Here is a 15,660-nt window from a genome sequence, read left to right on the forward strand (position 1 = left end):
CCAGCAATCAAACCGAGACGGGCGGGTGGGTGGGAAACAAACCCCCCTACCCCCGCAACACCCTCCCGAACACCTCCCGAGCAAACCCCTCCTCATAAACACCCCCCGTAAGCAGCACCTGCAGACACATCCCGTCCAGCACCGCCACCAACGCCCGAGCCGTCACCGCATCCGTCCGCTCGGCCAACATCTCCGCAACCCCCTCCCCCCACTCCGCCGCGACAGGCCGCAACGCCGGCCGCCGAAGCGCCGCCAAATACAACTCGCACTCCAGCTCGACCCCCGCCCGGTCCCCCGACAACCACTCCCCCAGCAGTCCGGCGAGTTCCCCCGCCAGATCGACCCGGTCGTCCCGCAGCCCACCCCGCGCGGCCACCACCTTCGCGAACCCCTCGTTCGCCTGTCGCAGCGCGGCCACGAGAAGTTCGTCGAGGGTGTTGAAGTGATACGTCGTGGACCCCAGCGGCACATCCGCCTCGGCCGCCACCGACCGATGACTCAGCCCGGCGATCCCCTTCTCCCCCACCACCCGGATCGCCGCGTCGATGATCCGCTGGCGCCGCTCGGGGTCGTACCGCCGCCCCATCAGTGCGCACCGCCCATGTTGAGCACGATGACCCCGCCGATGATGAGCACGAGTCCTGCGACCTTCGCCACACTCATGCCCTCCCCGAGGAACACCGCACCGATCGTCGCGACCGCTGCCGTCCCGATGCCCGACCAGATGGCGTACGCCGTACCGACGGACACGGTCTTCAGCGTCTGGGCGAGCAGCACGAACGCGACGGCATACCCCAGTCCGGTCAGCACGGACGGCCACAACCTGCTGAAACCGTCGCTGTACTTCATGGCGGTCGTGGCACCCACCTCCGCGGCGATGGCTCCGACCAGCAACACATATCCCATGTGTACGAGTGTACACATCGATACGTACAGTCGTACACAACGCCTGCACGCAGCACCCGCGCAAATCCACCCGCACTCCGCACCACGCCATCAACTCCCCCACCCCTCGGTCTCATTGAGGAAACAACCCTTCTCACGGCACTGGACGTCCCCTAGCCTCGCGTCCATTACTGTTTCAACCACTCATTCACACGTTCGCCACAGGCGACGCCGGAGGAACAGCGCATGACAGAAGAAAAGCCCCGGCTCATCCCAAATCAACCCTGGGAGAACGGCTGGGCCCCGGACACCACGCGCGTGCCCGGGACGCGGCGGCTCTGGATGGCGGGCACCCTGGCCCTGTCGGTCGTGGCCGCCTGTGTGACCGCGATCGTCATCACGGACCGGGAGCCCGAGGAAACGGTGCCCGTGGCGAAGGCCCCTGCGGCGTCGCCCGGTTCGACGTACCCCGGTCTCCTCACCTTCGCCTCTCCGTCCGCGGCCGGCACGGAGCCCCCGGGCGGAAAGAGCGGCCTGTCGTCGGCGCAGCCGACCACGTCGGCCGCCACGACCCCCGCTCCCGCCCCGGACGTCAAGGGTTCCGCCTCCGCTCCCGTGTCGGAAGCCCCCAAGCCGCCCGCCGCGTCCCCGTCCCCCAGCAAGTCCTCGGCCGCTCCCTCGAGCCCGGACCGCTCCCTCCTGCGTTCCGTCGAGGCGGTCAACTATCCCGACCGCTACTGGCACGTGTCAGACGGCCTGGTGAAGCTCGATCAGGTCGGCGGTTCGGAGTCCCGCCAGGACTCCACCTTCAGCGTGGTCAAGGGGTTGTCCAACAACTCCTGCTACTCGTTCAAGACGCACGACGGCAAGTACCTGCGCCACCGCGACTTCGTCCTGCACGCCGACCGCAACGACGGCTCCTCGCTGTTCAAGCAGGACGCCACCTTCTGCGGCGGCTACTCCGGGTACACGGGCGCGGCCGTGCTCCAGTCGGTGAACTACCCCAACTACGCGCTGCGCCACAAGAACTTCCAGCTGCGCCTGGACCCGTACGGCTACAACACGACCAACCGGCAGGACTTCTACTTCCGCGTGGTGGCCCCGCTGGCCTGAGGCACATGCGAAACCTGAGTCACATGCGAAAGCGGCGGCACCCGAGAGGGGTGCCGCCGCTTTCGCATACGGTGTTGTCTCAGACGTTGCTCAGACGATGTCTCAGACGTTGAACCCGAGCGCCCGCAGCTGGTCGCGCCCGTCGTCCGTGATCTTGTCCGGGCCCCACGGCGGCATCCACACCCAGTTGATGCGCAGCTCGTTGACGATGCCGTCCGTGGCGGACTTGGCCTGGTCCTCGATGACGTCCGTAAGCGGACAGGCCGCCGACGTCAGGGTCATGTCGATCGTCGCGATGTTGGCGTCGTCGATGTGGATGCCGTAGATCAGGCCGAGGTTGACGACGTCGATGCCCAGTTCGGGGTCGACGACGTCGTACAGCGCCTCGCGGACCTCGTCCTCCGAGGCCGGCTTCATCTCAATGGTTGTCTCGCTCATGCCGTCTTCCTTTCGGCGGCGTCCGAGCCCAGAGCCTGGGCCGTCGCGTCCTTCCACGCCATCCAGCTCAGCAGCGCGCACTTCACCCGGGCCGGGTACTTGGAGACACCGGCGAACGCGACAGCGTCCTCCAGCACCTCCTCCATCGCGTCGTCCGGTTCGATCCTGCCCTTGGACTGCATCAGCTCCAGGAAGGTCTCCTGGATCTTCTGCGCCTCGGACACGTCCTTGCCGACCAGGAGCTCGTTCAGCACGGAGGCCGATGCCTGGCTGATCGAACAGCCCTGGCCCTCGTACGAGACATCGCTGATCGTCGTACCGTCGTACTTCACGCGCAGGGTGATCTCGTCGCCGCACGTCGGGTTGACGTGGTGCACCTCGGCGTCGCCGTCCCGCAGACCACGCCCGTGCGGGTGCTTGTAGTGGTCCAGGATGACTTCCTGGTACATCGAATCAAGCTTCATGCGATCGCTCGCCAATCTCCTCAGCCGAAGAAGTTCCGTACGTGCTCCAGCCCGTCGACCAGAGCATCGATCTCGGCCGGCGTGGAGTACAGATAGAACGACGCTCGCGTGGTCGCAGGAATTCCGTAGCGCAGGCAGACCGGGCGGGCGCAGTGGTGGCCGACGCGGACCGCGATGCCCTGCTCGTCGAGGACCTGGCCCACGTCGTGCGGGTGGATGTCGCCGAGCGTGAAGGAGATCGCCGCGCCCCGGTCCTCGGCCGTGCTCGGGCCGATGAACCGCAGGTCGGGGACGTCGCCGAGCCGCTTCATCGCGTACTCGGTGAGCGCGTGCTCATGGGCGAGGACCTTGTCCATGCCGATCGCGGAGAGGTAGTCGATCGCCGCACCGAGACCGACCGCCTGGGCGATCGGCGGAGTGCCCGCCTCGAACTTGTGCGGGGCGGGAGCGTACGTCGACGAGTGCATCGACACGGTCTCGATCATCTCGCCGCCACCGAGGAACGGCGGGAGGTCCTCCAGCAGCTCCTGGCGGCCCCACAGCACCCCGATGCCCGTCGGGCCGCACATCTTGTGACCGGTGAAGGCCACGAAGTCGGCCTGGAGGGCCTGTACGTCCAGCGGCATGTGCGGGGCGGCCTGCGAGGCGTCGATCAGGACCAGGGCCCCGACCTCCTGCGCCCGGCGCACGATCTTCTCGACCGGGTTGACCGTGCCCAGGATGTTGGAGACCAGCACGAAGGAGACGATCTTCGTCTTCTCGGTGATGACCTCGTCTATGTTCGAGAGGTCGAGCCGGCCGTCGTCGGTCAGGCCGAACCACTTCAGCTTCGCGCCCGTGCGCTGCGCGAGCAGCTGCCACGGCACGATGTTGGAGTGGTGCTCCATCTCCGTGATGACGATCTCGGTCTCGTGGTCGACCCGGTAGGGCTCGTCGGCCCAGCCCAGCATGTTGGCCACGAGGTTCAGCGACTCGGAGGCGTTCTTGGTGAAGATCACCTCGTCGCGGCTGGGCGCGTTGATGAACGCGGCGACCTTGTCGCGCGCGCCCTCGTACAGCGCCGTGGCCTCCTCGGCGAGCACATGGATGCCACGGTGCACGTTGGCGTTGTGCTGCTCGTAGTACTCGGACAGGGTGTCGATGACCTGGCGGGGCGTCTGTGAGGTCGCCGCGTTGTCCAGGTAGACGAGCTTCTTGTCGTCGTGGAGCACCCGGTCGAGGATCGGGAAGTCCTTACGGATCGCCTCGGTGTCGAGGAGGCCCGGCAGCTGTGTCACGCGGATACGCCACCCTTCGTGGTGTAAGCCTCGTAGCCCTCGTTCTCCAGCTTGTCGGCGAGTTCGGCGCCGCCGGACTCGGCGATCCGGCCGTCGGAGAAGACGTGGACGAAGTCGGGCTTGATGTAGCGCAGGATGCGCGTGTAGTGCGTGATCAGCAGGGTGCCGACCTCGCCCGACTCGCGGACGCGGTTGACGCCCTCGGAGACGATGCGCAGCGCGTCGACGTCCAGACCGGAGTCCGTCTCGTCGAGGATCGCGACCTTCGGCTTGAGCAGCTCCAGCTGGAGGATCTCGTGGCGCTTCTTCTCACCGCCGGAGAAGCCCTCGTTGACGTTGCGCTCGGCGAAGGAGGGGTCCATGTTGAGGCGCTGCATGGCCTCCTTGACCTCCTTCACCCAAAGGCGCAGCTTCGGCGCCTCACCGCGGACGGCGGTGGCGGACGTACGAAGGAAGTTGGAGACGGAGACACCGGGGATCTCGACCGGGTACTGCATCGCCAGGAACAGGCCCGCGCGGGCGCGCTCGTCGACGGACATCTCCAGGACGTCCTCGCCGTCGAGCAGCACGGTGCCGCCGGTGATCGTGTACTTCGGGTGACCCGCGAGCGAGTAGGCGAGGGTCGACTTGCCGGAGCCGTTGGGGCCCATGATGGCGTGGGTCTCGCCCTGCTTCACGGTGAGGTCGACGCCCTTGAGGATCTCCTTCGTGGCGTTGTCGGCCTCGACGGTGACGTGCAGGTCGTGGATTTCAAGCGTTGCCATGGGTTCCTCAGGACTCCTGGTTGAGGGAGACGAGCACATCGTCCCCTTCGATCTTTACGGGGTATACGGGGACGGGGCGCGTCGCGGGAAGGCCGGACGGCTTGCCGGTGCGGAGGTCGAAGCTGGAGCCGTGCAGCCAGCACTCGATCTGACAGTCCTCCACCTCGCCCTCGGAGAGCGAGACGTTCGCGTGCGAGCAGATGTCGTGGATCGCGAACACCTCACCCTCGGTACGGACGACCGAGACCGGCGTGCCGTCGAGTTCCACCCGCTTGGGGGTGTCCTCGTCCAGCTCGCTCAGCCCGCAGGCGCGTACGAACGTCGGGGAGGCAGTCATCAGACGGATGCCTCCAGCTCCTCGTCGATCTTCGCGAGAAGGCGGTCCTGGATGTCCTCGACGCCGATCTGCTGGACCAGCTCGGCGAAGAAGCCGCGGACGACCAGCCGACGGGCCTCGTCGGCCGGGATACCGCGGGCCATCAGGTAGAACAGCTGCTCGTCGTCGAACCGGCCGGTGGCACTCGCGTGCCCGGCGCCGACGATCTCACCGGTCTCGATCTCGAGGTTCGGTACGGAGTCCACCCGGGCGCCGTCGGTGAGAACCAGGTTGCGGTTCATCTCGTAGGTGTCGGTGCCCTCGGCCTTGGCCTCGATGAGCACGTCGCCGATCCACACCGCGTGGGCGCCCTCGCCCTGGAGCGCGCCCTTGTAGACGACGTTCGACTTGCAGTGCGGGGTGTTGTGGTCGACGAGGAGGCGGTGCTCCTGGTGCTGGCCGGCGTCCGTGAAGTACAGGCCGAACAGCTCGGCCTCGGCACCGGGGCCGGCGTAGGAGACGCGCGGGTGGAGGCGTACCAGGTCGCCGCCGAAGGTGACGACGAAGGACTTGAAGGTGGCGTCGCGGCCGATCAGCGCGTTGTGCTGGGCGACGTGCACGGCCTGGTCGTCCCAGTCCTGGACGGAGACGACGGTGAGCTTGGCGCCGTCGCCGAGGACGTACTCGACGTTGGCGGCGAGCACGGCGTCACCGGTGTGGTCGAGGACGACGACGGCTTCGGCGAAGGCGCCCAGCTCGATGACCTGGTGGCCGTAGGCCACTCCGCCCTCGCCGTGCACGGCGACGCGGATCGGCTCGGCGAGGACCGTCTCCTTGGGGACGGTGATCACACCGGCCACGTCGAAGGCGCTGTACGCCTGGGCGGCGACGCGGTCCACGGGGGTGCCGGCCCGCCCGAGGCGCGCGTCGTCGCGGCCGACGGCCTCGACGGTGACGCCCTCGGGTGCCTGGACGTCCACCTTGACACCGGTGCCGGTGGCGACGGCGGTGCCGTCGTGCAGCCCGCGCAGGCGCTCCAGCGGGGTGAACCGCCACTCCTCCTCGCGGCCGTGGGGGACGGGGAAGTCCGCCACGTCGAAGGACGGCGGCGCGCTCATGCGCGTCGCGACGGTCGACTCGGCGGCAGCGGCCACCGCGATCGAGCCGGCGGTGGTGGAGCCCACCGGAATATTCTGAGCCTCAGCCATGGCTGTCGGTCTGCTCTCTTTCCTGCGTAAGTGGCTTGCTGGGGACGGCGACCGGCGCTTAGCCGACCGAGCCTTCCATCTGGAGCTCGATCAGCCGGTTGAGTTCCAGCGCGTACTCCATGGGCAGCTCCTTGGCGATCGGCTCGACGAAGCCGCGCACGATCATCGCCATCGCCTCGAACTCGGTCAGACCGCGGCTCATCAGGTAGAAGAGCTGGTCGTCGGAGACCTTGGAGACGGTCGCCTCGTGGCCCATGGACACGTCGTCCTCGCGGACGTCGACGTACGGGTACGTGTCGGAGCGGGAGATGGTGTCCACCAGCAGCGCGTCGCACAGCACGTTGGACTTGGAGCCGTGGGCGCCCTCGCCGATCTCGACGAGACCGCGGTAGGACGTACGGCCGCCACCGCGCGCCACCGACTTCGACACGATGTTCGAGGAGGTGTTCGGCGCCATGTGGACCATCTTGGAGCCGGCGTCCTGGTGCTGGCCCTCGCCTGCGAAGGCGATCGACAGGGTCTCGCCCTTGGCGTGCTCGCCCATCAGGTACACGGCCGGGTACTTCATGGTGACCTTGGAGCCGATGTTGCCGTCGATCCACTCCATGGTCGCGCCCTCGTACGCCACGGCGCGCTTGGTGACCAGGTTGTAGACGTTGTTCGACCAGTTCTGGATGGTCGTGTAGCGGCAGCGCGCGTTCTTCTTGACGATGATCTCGACGACCGCGCTGTGCAGGGAGTCCGACTTGTAGATCGGCGCCGTACAGCCCTCGACGTAGTGCACGTAGGCACCCTCGTCGACGATGATCAGGGTCCGCTCGAACTGGCCCATGTTCTCCGTGTTGATACGGAAGTAGGCCTGGAGCGGGATCTCGACCTGCACGCCCTTCGGCACGTAGATGAACGAGCCGCCGGACCACACCGCGGAGTTCAGCGACGCGAACTTGTTGTCGCCGACCGGGATGACGGTCCCGAAGTACTCCTTGAAGAGCTCCGGGTACTGCTTCAGCGCGGTGTCGGTGTCGAGGAAGATGACGCCCTGCTCCTCCAGGTCCTCACGGATCTGGTGGTAGACGACCTCCGACTCGTACTGCGCGGCGACACCGGCGACCAGGCGCTGCTTCTCCGCCTCGGGGATGCCGAGCCTGTCGTACGTGTTCTTGATGTCCTCGGGCAGGTCCTCCCAGGACTCCGCCTGCTTCTCCGTGGAGCGCACGAAGTACTTGATGTTGTCGAAGTCGATGCCCGACAGGTCGGAGCCCCAGTTCGGCATGGGCTTCTTCTCGAAGAGGCGCAGGCCCTTGAGGCGGAGCTTGGTCATCCACTCGGGCTCGGACTTCTTCGAGGAGATGTCGCGGACGACGTCCTCGTTGATGCCGCGCTTGGCAGAGGCACCGGCCACGTCGGAGTCGGCCCAGCCGTATTCGTATGTGCCCAGACCCTCGAGCTCGGGGTGGGCAGTCTCCTCGATGGGGAGCGTCATGCTGGGTTCCTCCCGGCGGTACTTGCAGATGCTTTATGGGCGGTGGACAACGTGGTGGACAACTGTGGAGCGGGCGGAGCAGGTGGAGCGGGCGGAGCCGAGGCGTGCGAGGCCTTCGGGATGAATGTCGTGCACACACCGTCGCCGTGGGCGATGGTCGCGAGCCGCTGGACATGCGTTCCGAGCAGCTGGGAGAAGATCTCGGTCTCCGCCTCGCAGAGCTGCGGGAACTTCTCCGCGACATGGACCACCGGGCAGTGGTGCTGGCAGAGCTGCTCGCCGACCGGTGCGCTGCGCGCCGTAGCAGCGTACCCGTCCGCGCTCAGGCCCTTGGCCAGGGCTTCGGCGCGCTTTTCGGGGTCGGCGGCCTCGACCGCCGCGCGGTAGTTCGCGGCCTGCTCGGCGAACCGGGCCCGCGCGAAGGCGAGCACCGCCTCGTCGCCGCCCTCGCGCGCCGCGATCCAGCTCAGCGCGTCCATGGCGAGCTTGTCGTAGGACTGGTCGAAGGCGTCGCGTCCGCAGTCGGTGAGCGCGAAGGCCTTGGCGGGCCGACCACGGGTGCGTGCCCCGTAGACCCGCTGCTCACGCGGTTGTACGACGTCGTCGGCGACCAGCGCGTCAAGGTGACGCCGTACGGCCGCATGGGTCAGGCCGAGGCGCCCGGCGAGCTCGGCGACGGTCGACGGACCGTGGTCCAGGATGGACCGCGCGACCCGGTTGCGCGTCGAGCGCTCACCGGTCGCGACATCCTCCTGGGGGGCACCCATGGGGGCCTCCCGAACCTCGCCGACGTTTTTCACAACACCATTGTTGCGTAATTCCTCAGAGCGCGGCAAGCCGCGTCCCGCCTCCTCGACGGTGCCCTGCATCACTTAGGTTCACCTAACCTGACCTGCGGAAACGATCTTTGATCGATCAGCGGACAGCCCTGAGCAGCACAGGAGCAGGGCTGGAGCCGTCGCACACCGAGCCTGGACCCGGCCCCCGCGCACCGGGACGACTCCTCCCGTACCTAGACTCTGGACCCATGCGAAGCGAGCCCGTGGTCCAGGTCCAGGCCCTGGTGAAGCGGTACGGCACCAAAACCGCCGTGAACGGCCTCGACCTGGTGGCCCGGGCAGGCATCACCGCCGTACTCGGCCCGAACGGCGCGGGCAAGACGACCACCGTCGAGACCTGCGAGGGATACCGCAGACCGGACTCCGGGACCGTACGAGTCCTGGGCCTCGACCCGGTACGCGAATCCGCCGCCCTGCGTCCACGGCTCGGCGTGATGCTCCAGTCCGGCGGCGTCTACTCGGGCGCCCGCGCCGACGAGATGCTCCGCCACGTGGCCAAGCTGCACGCACACCCCCTGGACGTGGACGCGCTCATAGAACGCCTCGGCCTCGGCAGCTGCGGCCGGACGACCTACCGCCGCCTCTCCGGGGGCCAGCAGCAGCGCCTGGCGCTCGCGATGGCGGTCGTCGGCCGACCGGAACTGGTGTTCCTGGACGAGCCGACCGCCGGCCTCGACCCCCAGGCCCGCCGCGCCACCTGGGACCTGGTCCGCGACCTGCGCACCGACGGGGTCTCCGTCATCCTCACCACCCATCACATGGACGAGGCCGAGCAGCTCGCCGACGACGTCGCGATCATCGACGCCGGCAAGGTCATCGCCCAGGGCAGCCCGGACGAGCTGTGCCGCGGCGGCGCCGAGAACACCCTGCGCTTCATGGGCCGGCCGGGTCTGGACGTCGGCTCCCTGCTGAAGGCCCTCCCGGCGGACTGCACGGCCGTCGAGCTGACCCCGGGCGCATATCGCGTCGGCGGCAAGGTCAACCCACAGCTCCTGGCGACGGTGACGTCCTGGTGCGCCCAGCACGGGGTGATGCCGGACCGGATCTCGGTGGAACGGCACACCCTGGAAGACGTCTTTCTGGAGCTGACCGGCAAGGAGCTGCGTTCATGATTCCGGCCCACACAAGAATCTGCCGGGGGTCCGGGGGTTGTCCCCCGGGAAGACACAGCCTGGAGCTGACCGGCAAGGAGCTGCGTTCGTGACGACCGCCACCAAGGGGACCTACACCCCGCAGCCCGGTGCCGCCCCGCTCCCCCGCATGATCGGAGCCCAGGCGGCCCTGGAGACGAGGATGCTGCTGCGCAACGGCGAACAGCTGCTGCTGACCGTGGTCATTCCCACCCTCCTCCTGCTGCTGTTCGGCTCGGTGGACATCGTCGACACGGGCACCGGCAAGGCGGTCGACTTCCTCGCCCCGGGCATCCTCGCCCTCGCGGTCATGTCCACGGCCTTCACCGGCCAGGCCATCGCGACGGGCTTCGAGCGCCGCTACGGCGTCCTGAAGCGGCTCGCCTCCTCGCCGCTCCCCCGCTGGGGCCTGATGACGGCGAAAACAGCGTCCGTGCTGGTCACCGAGGTGCTCCAGGTCGCCCTGGTGACGGTGATCGCCTTCGCGCTCGGCTGGTCCCCGCACGGCAACCCCTTCGCCGTACTGCTGCTGCTCCTCCTCGGCACCGCCGCCTTCTCGGGCCTCGGCCTGCTGATGGCGGGCACCCTGAAGGCGGAGGCCACCCTGGCCGCCGCGAACCTCGTCTTCCTGCTGCTCCTGGTGGGCGGCGGGGTGATCGTCCCGCTGGACAAGTTCCCGTCCGGCGTCCAGGACGTGCTGGCCCTGCTCCCGATCTCGGCCCTGTCGGACGGGCTGCGGGACGTTCTGCAGCACGGTGCCGGCATGCCGTGGGGGGACCTGGGGATCCTCGCGGTCTGGGCGGTCGTGGGGCTGGCGGCGGCCGGCCGGTTCTTCCGCTGGGAATGAGCCGTAACGAGTCGGGACCGGCCGGGGGCCGGGGGACCCCTCGTGAAAGCGTGCACAAGCAGCCGCCTACGATGGGACGCGTGCCAAAGATGACCCCCGCCGAGGCCCTGTCCGCCCTGCGGAACCCGCTCGCCTTCATCGCCGCCCGCTGGACCCCGACCCCCCGGACGGTTCAGCGCGCGGCGCTCGCCGCGCTCGTCATGTCGGTGGTCATCGTGGTCACCGGCGGTGCCGTACGACTGACCGGATCGGGCCTCGGCTGCCCGACCTGGCCCAAGTGCACCGACGACTCGCTCACGACGACGAGCGCGATGGGCGTGCACGGCGTCATCGAGTTCACCAACCGCATGCTGACCTACGTGCTGTGCGCGGCGGTCGGCTGGGCGATCATCGCCGCCCGCTCGGAGAAGCCGTACCGGCGCAGCCTCACCCGGCTCGGCTGGGCGCAGTTCTGGGTCGTCATGAGCAACGCGGTCCTGGGCGGCGTCGTCGTCCTGGTCGGCCTCAACCCCTACACGGTCGCGGCCCACTTCCTGCTGTCCTCCGCCCTGATCGCGGTCGCCGCGGTGATGTGGCAGCGCACGCGGGAGGGCGACGAGGCACCCCGCCCGCTGGTCGGCACGGCGGTGCGGCAGTTGGTGTGGTTCCTGGTGGTCGCCACGGTGCTGCTGATCGCCGTCGGCACGGTGGTGACCGGGTCCGGCCCGCACGCCGGCGACTCCAGCGAGATCGAACGCATGCCGCTGAACTGGGAGAACGTCAGCAAGCTGCACGCGGTGCTCGCCTGGATCGTGGTGACCCTGACCTTCGCCCTGTGGTTCGTCCTCAAGGCGGTCGACGCCCCCAAGGGCCCGCTGGACCGTACGCGTGACCTGTTCCTGGTCCTGCTCTCCCAGGGGATCATCGGGTACGTCCAGTACTTCACGAACCTTCCCGAGGTCCTGGTCGGCCTCCACATGCTCGGCTCCGCGCTGGTGTGGATCGCCGTTCTGCGTGTCCTGTTCTCCCTGCGCGAGCGCACCGGGTCCGACGCCCTGGCCGGCGTACCCGGCCCCGCGACCGAGGCGACGGTCGGCACGCGCGCGTAATCGTTCTTCAGGGCATCAGCTGTACGAGGCCACCAGGCGGTCGATCGCGCCGCCCAGGTAGTCCCGCGTCAGCCCGGCACGTCGCTCGCGCCACCCGTCCGCGACCGGCCCGCCCTTCTGCCGGTACCGCCGTCGCGCGATGTCCGCGACGACCTCCTCGGGTGCTCCCAGCCCCGGCAACAGGTCCAGCGCCTCCCGTTTCGAGACCAGGCTGCCGTCCCTCAGGGTCATGGTCGCCCGGGCGAAGGTGACCAGCCCCAGATCGACCCAGACGTCCTGAGTCCAGAGGCGGGCCTTGTCCACGGTGGGCCGCCAGAAGTCGCGCTGGTCGCGTACGACGAAGTCGGTCAGCTGCCGGTCCGGTACCGCCGGAAGCAGTTCCCCGGGCGCCTTCCCGTACAGCACCCGTCCGAAGGCGTGCAGTTCGCGCCGGGTCACCGGGGTGACGGTCCGCCGGAACAACTGGCTGTGCGCCCAGGTGAGGTGCCGTCGCTCGGGGTCGGCCGTCGTCGTGTCGGACAGGTAGGTGCAGTGCAGCAGCGGAGCGAGCGGGTCCGCGCGCAGACGGGCGTGCAGCTTTCCCACCCTCCAGGCGGTGCCCGGCCCGATCGGCCCCTCCAGGACGGCGATCAGGTCGAGGTCGCTGCGGCCCTCCTGGTAGTCGCCGCCGGCGAGCGATCCATGGGCCCAGACAGCGACCGGGGCGAGCGCTCGCAGCTCACCGAGGAAACGGTCGAGCAGGGCGTCGGTCATGGCATCCGATTGGGCATCCGAGCGAGTCGCGTGTGTCGTCATGCCTTCAGTCTTCACAGCTCACCCCAGCCCGTACACGCGCCGCGCGTTGCCCGCCGCGATCATTCCGGCCACCCGTTGCGCGTCCGCCAGCGACCACGCCCCCTCGGCGACCCAGCCGCCGAGCACCCGGCCGAGGGCCTCACGGAAGAGACGCGCGCCCACCACATGGAGTTCCGGCAGGGCCTGGGCGCCGCTGGAGAAGAGGATCTTGCCGAAGGGGGCGAGTTCGAGGATCTCGGCGAGGATGGCGGCGGCCCGGGCGCCGGTACGGACGAGGGCCGCGCCCAGGTCGGCGTACACATGCGGGAAGACACCGGCGAGGTGGGCCGCGTGCCGGTGGTAGGGGTACCCGTGCAGCAGCACCAGGTCGGTGCCGAGCCCGGCCGTCGCCCGGACGAAGTCCGTGAGCAGGACCGGATCGGTGCGGTCGATGCGTAAGCCGGGTTCACCGAACCCCGCGTGGAGCTGGAGCGGCAGGCCCGAGGCGACCGCGATCCACAGCAGGTGGCGCAGCAGCACGGGGTCGCTGAGCGGGCCGCCGACCCTGCGTCCGGCCAGCCAGCGGCCCGCCGCGCCCCGTACCTCACCCGGCCCCGGCGGATCGGGGGCCAGCGCCAGTCCGTGCCGTACGCCCGCGACGGAGGTGAAGGCCACAGCGCTCGTCGCCGCGCCGTGCACCGACTCGGCGAGGTTGGCGAGGAAGGACTCGACGGTGCCCGAGGTGTCGGCCACCTGCTCGGCCAGGAGTTCGAGCCGGACGATCTCATGGGCGTCGGCGGCCCCCGCGGAGGCCATCTCGGCGGGCCCGGTGAGGTCGCCCGGCAGCCCGGCGTCGACAAGATATGTCGTGATTCCGCTCCCCCGCAGCAGCCGTCGGCCCGATTCCAGTACGCCGAGTTCACGGCGCCGGGCGAGATAACGGGCGGGGGGAGCATGCGGTTCCAGGCCGAGCAGCGGGGGGCACCAACGGCGTACGGCGAACCCGGTCTGGGTGTCGAAGAGGGTGGTCCCGGCGGCGGGCGGCCCCTCGGTACGCGCGAGCTGGGCCTCGAAGGTGCCGAGACCCAGCTCTGTTCTCAGTACGCCGTGGCAGTACTGGTCCACGAGGGACGGCGTGTCGATCATCCGGGCTCCCCGTGTCTGGACCGTGTGTACCCAAGGTCCTAACGGGTGAACCGACCATCAGGTGTTGCTCGCGCACACCCCGTGGGAACGACCGACGCCGACCGGCCACTCCCCGCACTCACTGCTTGCCCGGGCCACCCACCTGGATTCCCGCCATACGCGTCCACTCGTACGGTCCGGTCGTCACCTTGGCCGCGAACTCACCGTCGAAGTCCTCGTGGACGGTGATGCCGGCCTTCTCGACGGCCTGCTGGGCGATCGCGTAGGTGGGGGCCACGAGGTCGCCCCAGCCGCCGTCCTCGCCGACGAGCACGATGCGAGCACCGCGCTCCCCGATGTAGGCCACCTGCCCCTCGGCCCCACCGTGCTTCTCGGCGAAACCGTTGATCTGCTTGGCGAGCCTGGCCACCCTGCGTTCCTGCGTATCTGCCATGCCCAGGATGCTACCGACGGGTAGATCAACTGGCGACGGCAAGGGGAAGTGGCCTTGCCCACGTACCGCCGGCCGACTGGCGCGCCCCTTCAGGGGCGCGGGGCGGTGTCTATCTGCGGCTCCGCCGCGTGGGCGCGACCAGCCGCGGCGGACCCGCGGCCGACTACCTCAGGAAGGGATCCACAGCCACAGCAACGAACAGCAGCGAAACATAGGTGATCGACCAGTGGAACAGCCGCATCTCCTTGAGCTTGCCGCCGGCCACCTCAGCCCGCGCACGCCCCTGCAGGGCATGCGCCTCCCACAGCCACCAGCCGCCCGCCACCAGCGCGACCGTCGTGTAGAACCAGCCGGTGTAGCCGAGCACGGTGAGCATCAGCGAGACCGCGACCATCGCCCAGCTGTACGCCACGATCTGCCGGGCGACCGTCTTGTTGGAGGCGACGACAGGGAGCATCGGCACGCCCACGCGCGCGTAGTCGTCACGCACCTTCATGGACAGCGGCCAGTAGTGCGGCGGGGTCCAGAAGAACATGACCAGGAAGAGGATGACCGGCGCCCAGGAGAGCGAGTTCGTGACGGAGGACCAGCCGATGAGGACCGGCATACAGCCCGCGATGCCGCCCCACACGATGTTCTGCGACGTACGCCGCTTGAGGATCATCGTGTAAACGACCACATAAAAGAGGAGCGCGCCCAGCGACAGCCAGGCGGACAGCCAGTTGACCGTGAGGCCGAAGAGGAGGGTCGAGGCGACGGCGAGGGTGATGCCGAAGGCCAGACACTCGCGCGGGCTGACCATGCCGGTGACCAGCGGGCGCTGCGAGGTGCGGTCCATGAGCGCGTCGATGTCGCGGTCGATGTACATGTTGAGCGCGTTGGCGCCGCCCGCGGAGATGTAGCCGCCGAGGCAGGTGAGAAGGACCAGTCCGAGGTCCGGTACGCCCTGCTCCGCGAGGAACATCACCGGAACGGTGGTGATGAGCAGCAGCTCGATGATCCGCGGCTTTGTGAGAGCAACGAACGCCATGACCCGGGCCCCGAAGGGCCGGTGACTCTGGTTCTGGCTCTGGCTCGTCCCGGTCATCCCCGCTGGACGGGATTCAACGGCCGTCACGCACACCCCTGACAGAGACATTCCAACAAGCCCCCGGCTGTGAAGTCCCGGTAAAGGCTCGCGCTTACCACGCCACTCTAGACGTTGCCCAGACCCCGCCCTTCGCGGGGGTGGGGTCGTGTTGGGGGCGCTTTGTGATGGGCGCGACCCGGCTCGGTTGAGCACGGGGACGGCCCGCTTCGTATTGCAGTCCGGCAGCGGTCGGGAGGCGGATGCGAAGCAGTCCCGGCAGTCTGGAATGACTCGAAATACTGCACGTTCTTACGAGGGTAGGCTCGACAAAGGCCGAGGGTGTCAGCCCCCGGCAGCCGGTGGACACCGAGGACGCCGGCATTAGA

18 protein-coding genes are annotated in these 15,660 nt (G+C 68.7%); 4 read left to right on the forward strand and 14 right to left on the reverse strand.

Going from position 1 to position 15,660, the window contains the following annotated elements:
• Positions 1-46: 46 nt before the first annotated feature.
• Both OG241_RS13465 and OG241_RS13470 read right to left on the reverse strand, forming a co-directional pair.
• Positions 47-586, reverse strand: a complete 540-nt coding sequence (locus OG241_RS13465) for a TetR/AcrR family transcriptional regulator (protein ID WP_405815531.1) — start codon at positions 584-586, stop codon at positions 47-49.
• The gene (locus OG241_RS13470; protein ID WP_405815532.1) at positions 586-906 is read right to left on the reverse strand and encodes a DMT family transporter; all 321 of its coding nucleotides are present in this window, start codon (positions 904-906) and stop codon (positions 586-588) included. The genes OG241_RS13465 and OG241_RS13470 overlap by 1 nt, the downstream gene beginning before the upstream one ends.
• Before the next feature lie 225 nt (positions 907-1,131).
• Here OG241_RS13470 and OG241_RS13475 point away from each other — a divergent pair, with 225 nt between their 5' ends.
• On the forward strand, positions 1,132-1,998 hold the full coding sequence (locus OG241_RS13475) for an AbfB domain-containing protein (RefSeq protein ID WP_405815533.1): 867 nt from the start codon (positions 1,132-1,134) through the stop codon (positions 1,996-1,998).
• A 102-nt stretch (positions 1,999-2,100) separates the two neighbouring features.
• Here OG241_RS13475 and OG241_RS13480 read toward each other — a convergent pair whose 3' ends face one another.
• From OG241_RS13480 to OG241_RS13515, 8 genes are read right to left on the reverse strand one after another with little or no spacing between them, the layout of a single operon-like run.
• A complete protein-coding gene (locus OG241_RS13480) occupies positions 2,101-2,436 on the reverse strand; it encodes a metal-sulfur cluster assembly factor (RefSeq protein ID WP_006373967.1) in 336 nt (111 codons plus the stop codon).
• Positions 2,433-2,900 (reverse strand): Fe-S cluster assembly sulfur transfer protein SufU, encoded by a 468-nt coding sequence (sufU, locus tag OG241_RS13485; RefSeq protein ID WP_405815534.1) that lies wholly within the window; start codon positions 2,898-2,900, stop codon positions 2,433-2,435. Before sufU ends, OG241_RS13480 begins: the two co-directional genes overlap by 4 nt.
• Positions 2,901-2,920: 20 nt before the next feature.
• Positions 2,921-4,177 carry a cysteine desulfurase gene (locus OG241_RS13490; RefSeq protein WP_405815535.1) on the reverse strand — a complete coding sequence of 419 codons (1,257 nt, stop codon included), beginning with the start codon at positions 4,175-4,177 and terminating at the stop codon, positions 2,921-2,923.
• Complete coding sequence (sufC, locus tag OG241_RS13495; RefSeq protein ID WP_405815537.1) at positions 4,174-4,941, reverse strand: Fe-S cluster assembly ATPase SufC; 768 nt, start codon at positions 4,939-4,941, stop codon at positions 4,174-4,176. Before sufC ends, OG241_RS13490 begins: the two co-directional genes overlap by 4 nt.
• Positions 4,942-4,948: 7 nt before the next feature.
• Positions 4,949-5,278, reverse strand: a complete 330-nt coding sequence (locus OG241_RS13500; protein WP_405815538.1) for a non-heme iron oxygenase ferredoxin subunit — start codon at positions 5,276-5,278, stop codon at positions 4,949-4,951.
• Positions 5,278-6,465: a Fe-S cluster assembly protein SufD gene (gene sufD / locus OG241_RS13505; RefSeq protein ID WP_405815539.1), complete on the reverse strand. Its 1,188-nt coding sequence runs from the start codon at positions 6,463-6,465 to the stop codon at positions 5,278-5,280. Before sufD ends, OG241_RS13500 begins: the two co-directional genes overlap by 1 nt.
• Before the next feature lie 58 nt (positions 6,466-6,523).
• Positions 6,524-7,948: a Fe-S cluster assembly protein SufB gene (gene sufB / locus OG241_RS13510; RefSeq protein ID WP_405815540.1), complete on the reverse strand. Its 1,425-nt coding sequence runs from the start codon at positions 7,946-7,948 to the stop codon at positions 6,524-6,526.
• Positions 7,945-8,748 carry a helix-turn-helix transcriptional regulator gene (locus OG241_RS13515; protein ID WP_405815541.1) on the reverse strand — a complete coding sequence of 268 codons (804 nt, stop codon included), beginning with the start codon at positions 8,746-8,748 and terminating at the stop codon, positions 7,945-7,947. Before OG241_RS13515 ends, sufB begins: the two co-directional genes overlap by 4 nt.
• Positions 8,749-8,975: 227 nt before the next feature.
• Between OG241_RS13515 and OG241_RS13520 the strand changes: the two genes are divergently transcribed.
• From OG241_RS13520 to OG241_RS13530, 3 genes are all read left to right on the forward strand, one after another.
• Positions 8,976-9,899 (forward strand): ABC transporter ATP-binding protein, encoded by a 924-nt coding sequence (locus OG241_RS13520; RefSeq protein ID WP_405815542.1) that lies wholly within the window; start codon positions 8,976-8,978, stop codon positions 9,897-9,899.
• A gap of 148 nt (positions 9,900-10,047) precedes the next feature.
• The gene (locus OG241_RS13525) at positions 10,048-10,764 is read left to right on the forward strand and encodes an ABC transporter permease (protein WP_405826184.1); all 717 of its coding nucleotides are present in this window, start codon (positions 10,048-10,050) and stop codon (positions 10,762-10,764) included.
• A gap of 71 nt (positions 10,765-10,835) precedes the next feature.
• The gene (locus tag OG241_RS13530; protein WP_405815543.1) at positions 10,836-11,852 is read left to right on the forward strand and encodes a COX15/CtaA family protein; all 1,017 of its coding nucleotides are present in this window, start codon (positions 10,836-10,838) and stop codon (positions 11,850-11,852) included.
• 15 nt (positions 11,853-11,867) lie between these two features.
• Here OG241_RS13530 and OG241_RS13535 read toward each other — a convergent pair whose 3' ends face one another.
• The 4 genes from OG241_RS13535 to OG241_RS13550 form a co-directional block, all read right to left on the reverse strand.
• Positions 11,868-12,605 (reverse strand): nucleotidyltransferase domain-containing protein, encoded by a 738-nt coding sequence (locus OG241_RS13535; RefSeq protein ID WP_405815544.1) that lies wholly within the window; start codon positions 12,603-12,605, stop codon positions 11,868-11,870.
• 60 nt (positions 12,606-12,665) lie between these two features.
• Positions 12,666-13,772, reverse strand: a complete 1,107-nt coding sequence (locus OG241_RS13540) for an amidohydrolase family protein (RefSeq protein ID WP_405815545.1) — start codon at positions 13,770-13,772, stop codon at positions 12,666-12,668.
• A gap of 118 nt (positions 13,773-13,890) precedes the next feature.
• Positions 13,891-14,205 (reverse strand): hypothetical protein, encoded by a 315-nt coding sequence (locus tag OG241_RS13545; protein ID WP_405815546.1) that lies wholly within the window; start codon positions 14,203-14,205, stop codon positions 13,891-13,893.
• A gap of 163 nt (positions 14,206-14,368) precedes the next feature.
• Entirely contained in the window at positions 14,369-15,292 is a 924-nt protein-coding gene (locus OG241_RS13550; protein ID WP_405815548.1) for a heme o synthase, read from the reverse strand.
• Between the last annotated feature and the right edge of the window lie 368 nt (positions 15,293-15,660).

The organism is Streptomyces sp. NBC_01390 (assembly GCF_045040105.1).
Taxonomy (GTDB): Bacteria; Actinomycetota; Actinomycetes; order Streptomycetales; family Streptomycetaceae; genus Streptomyces.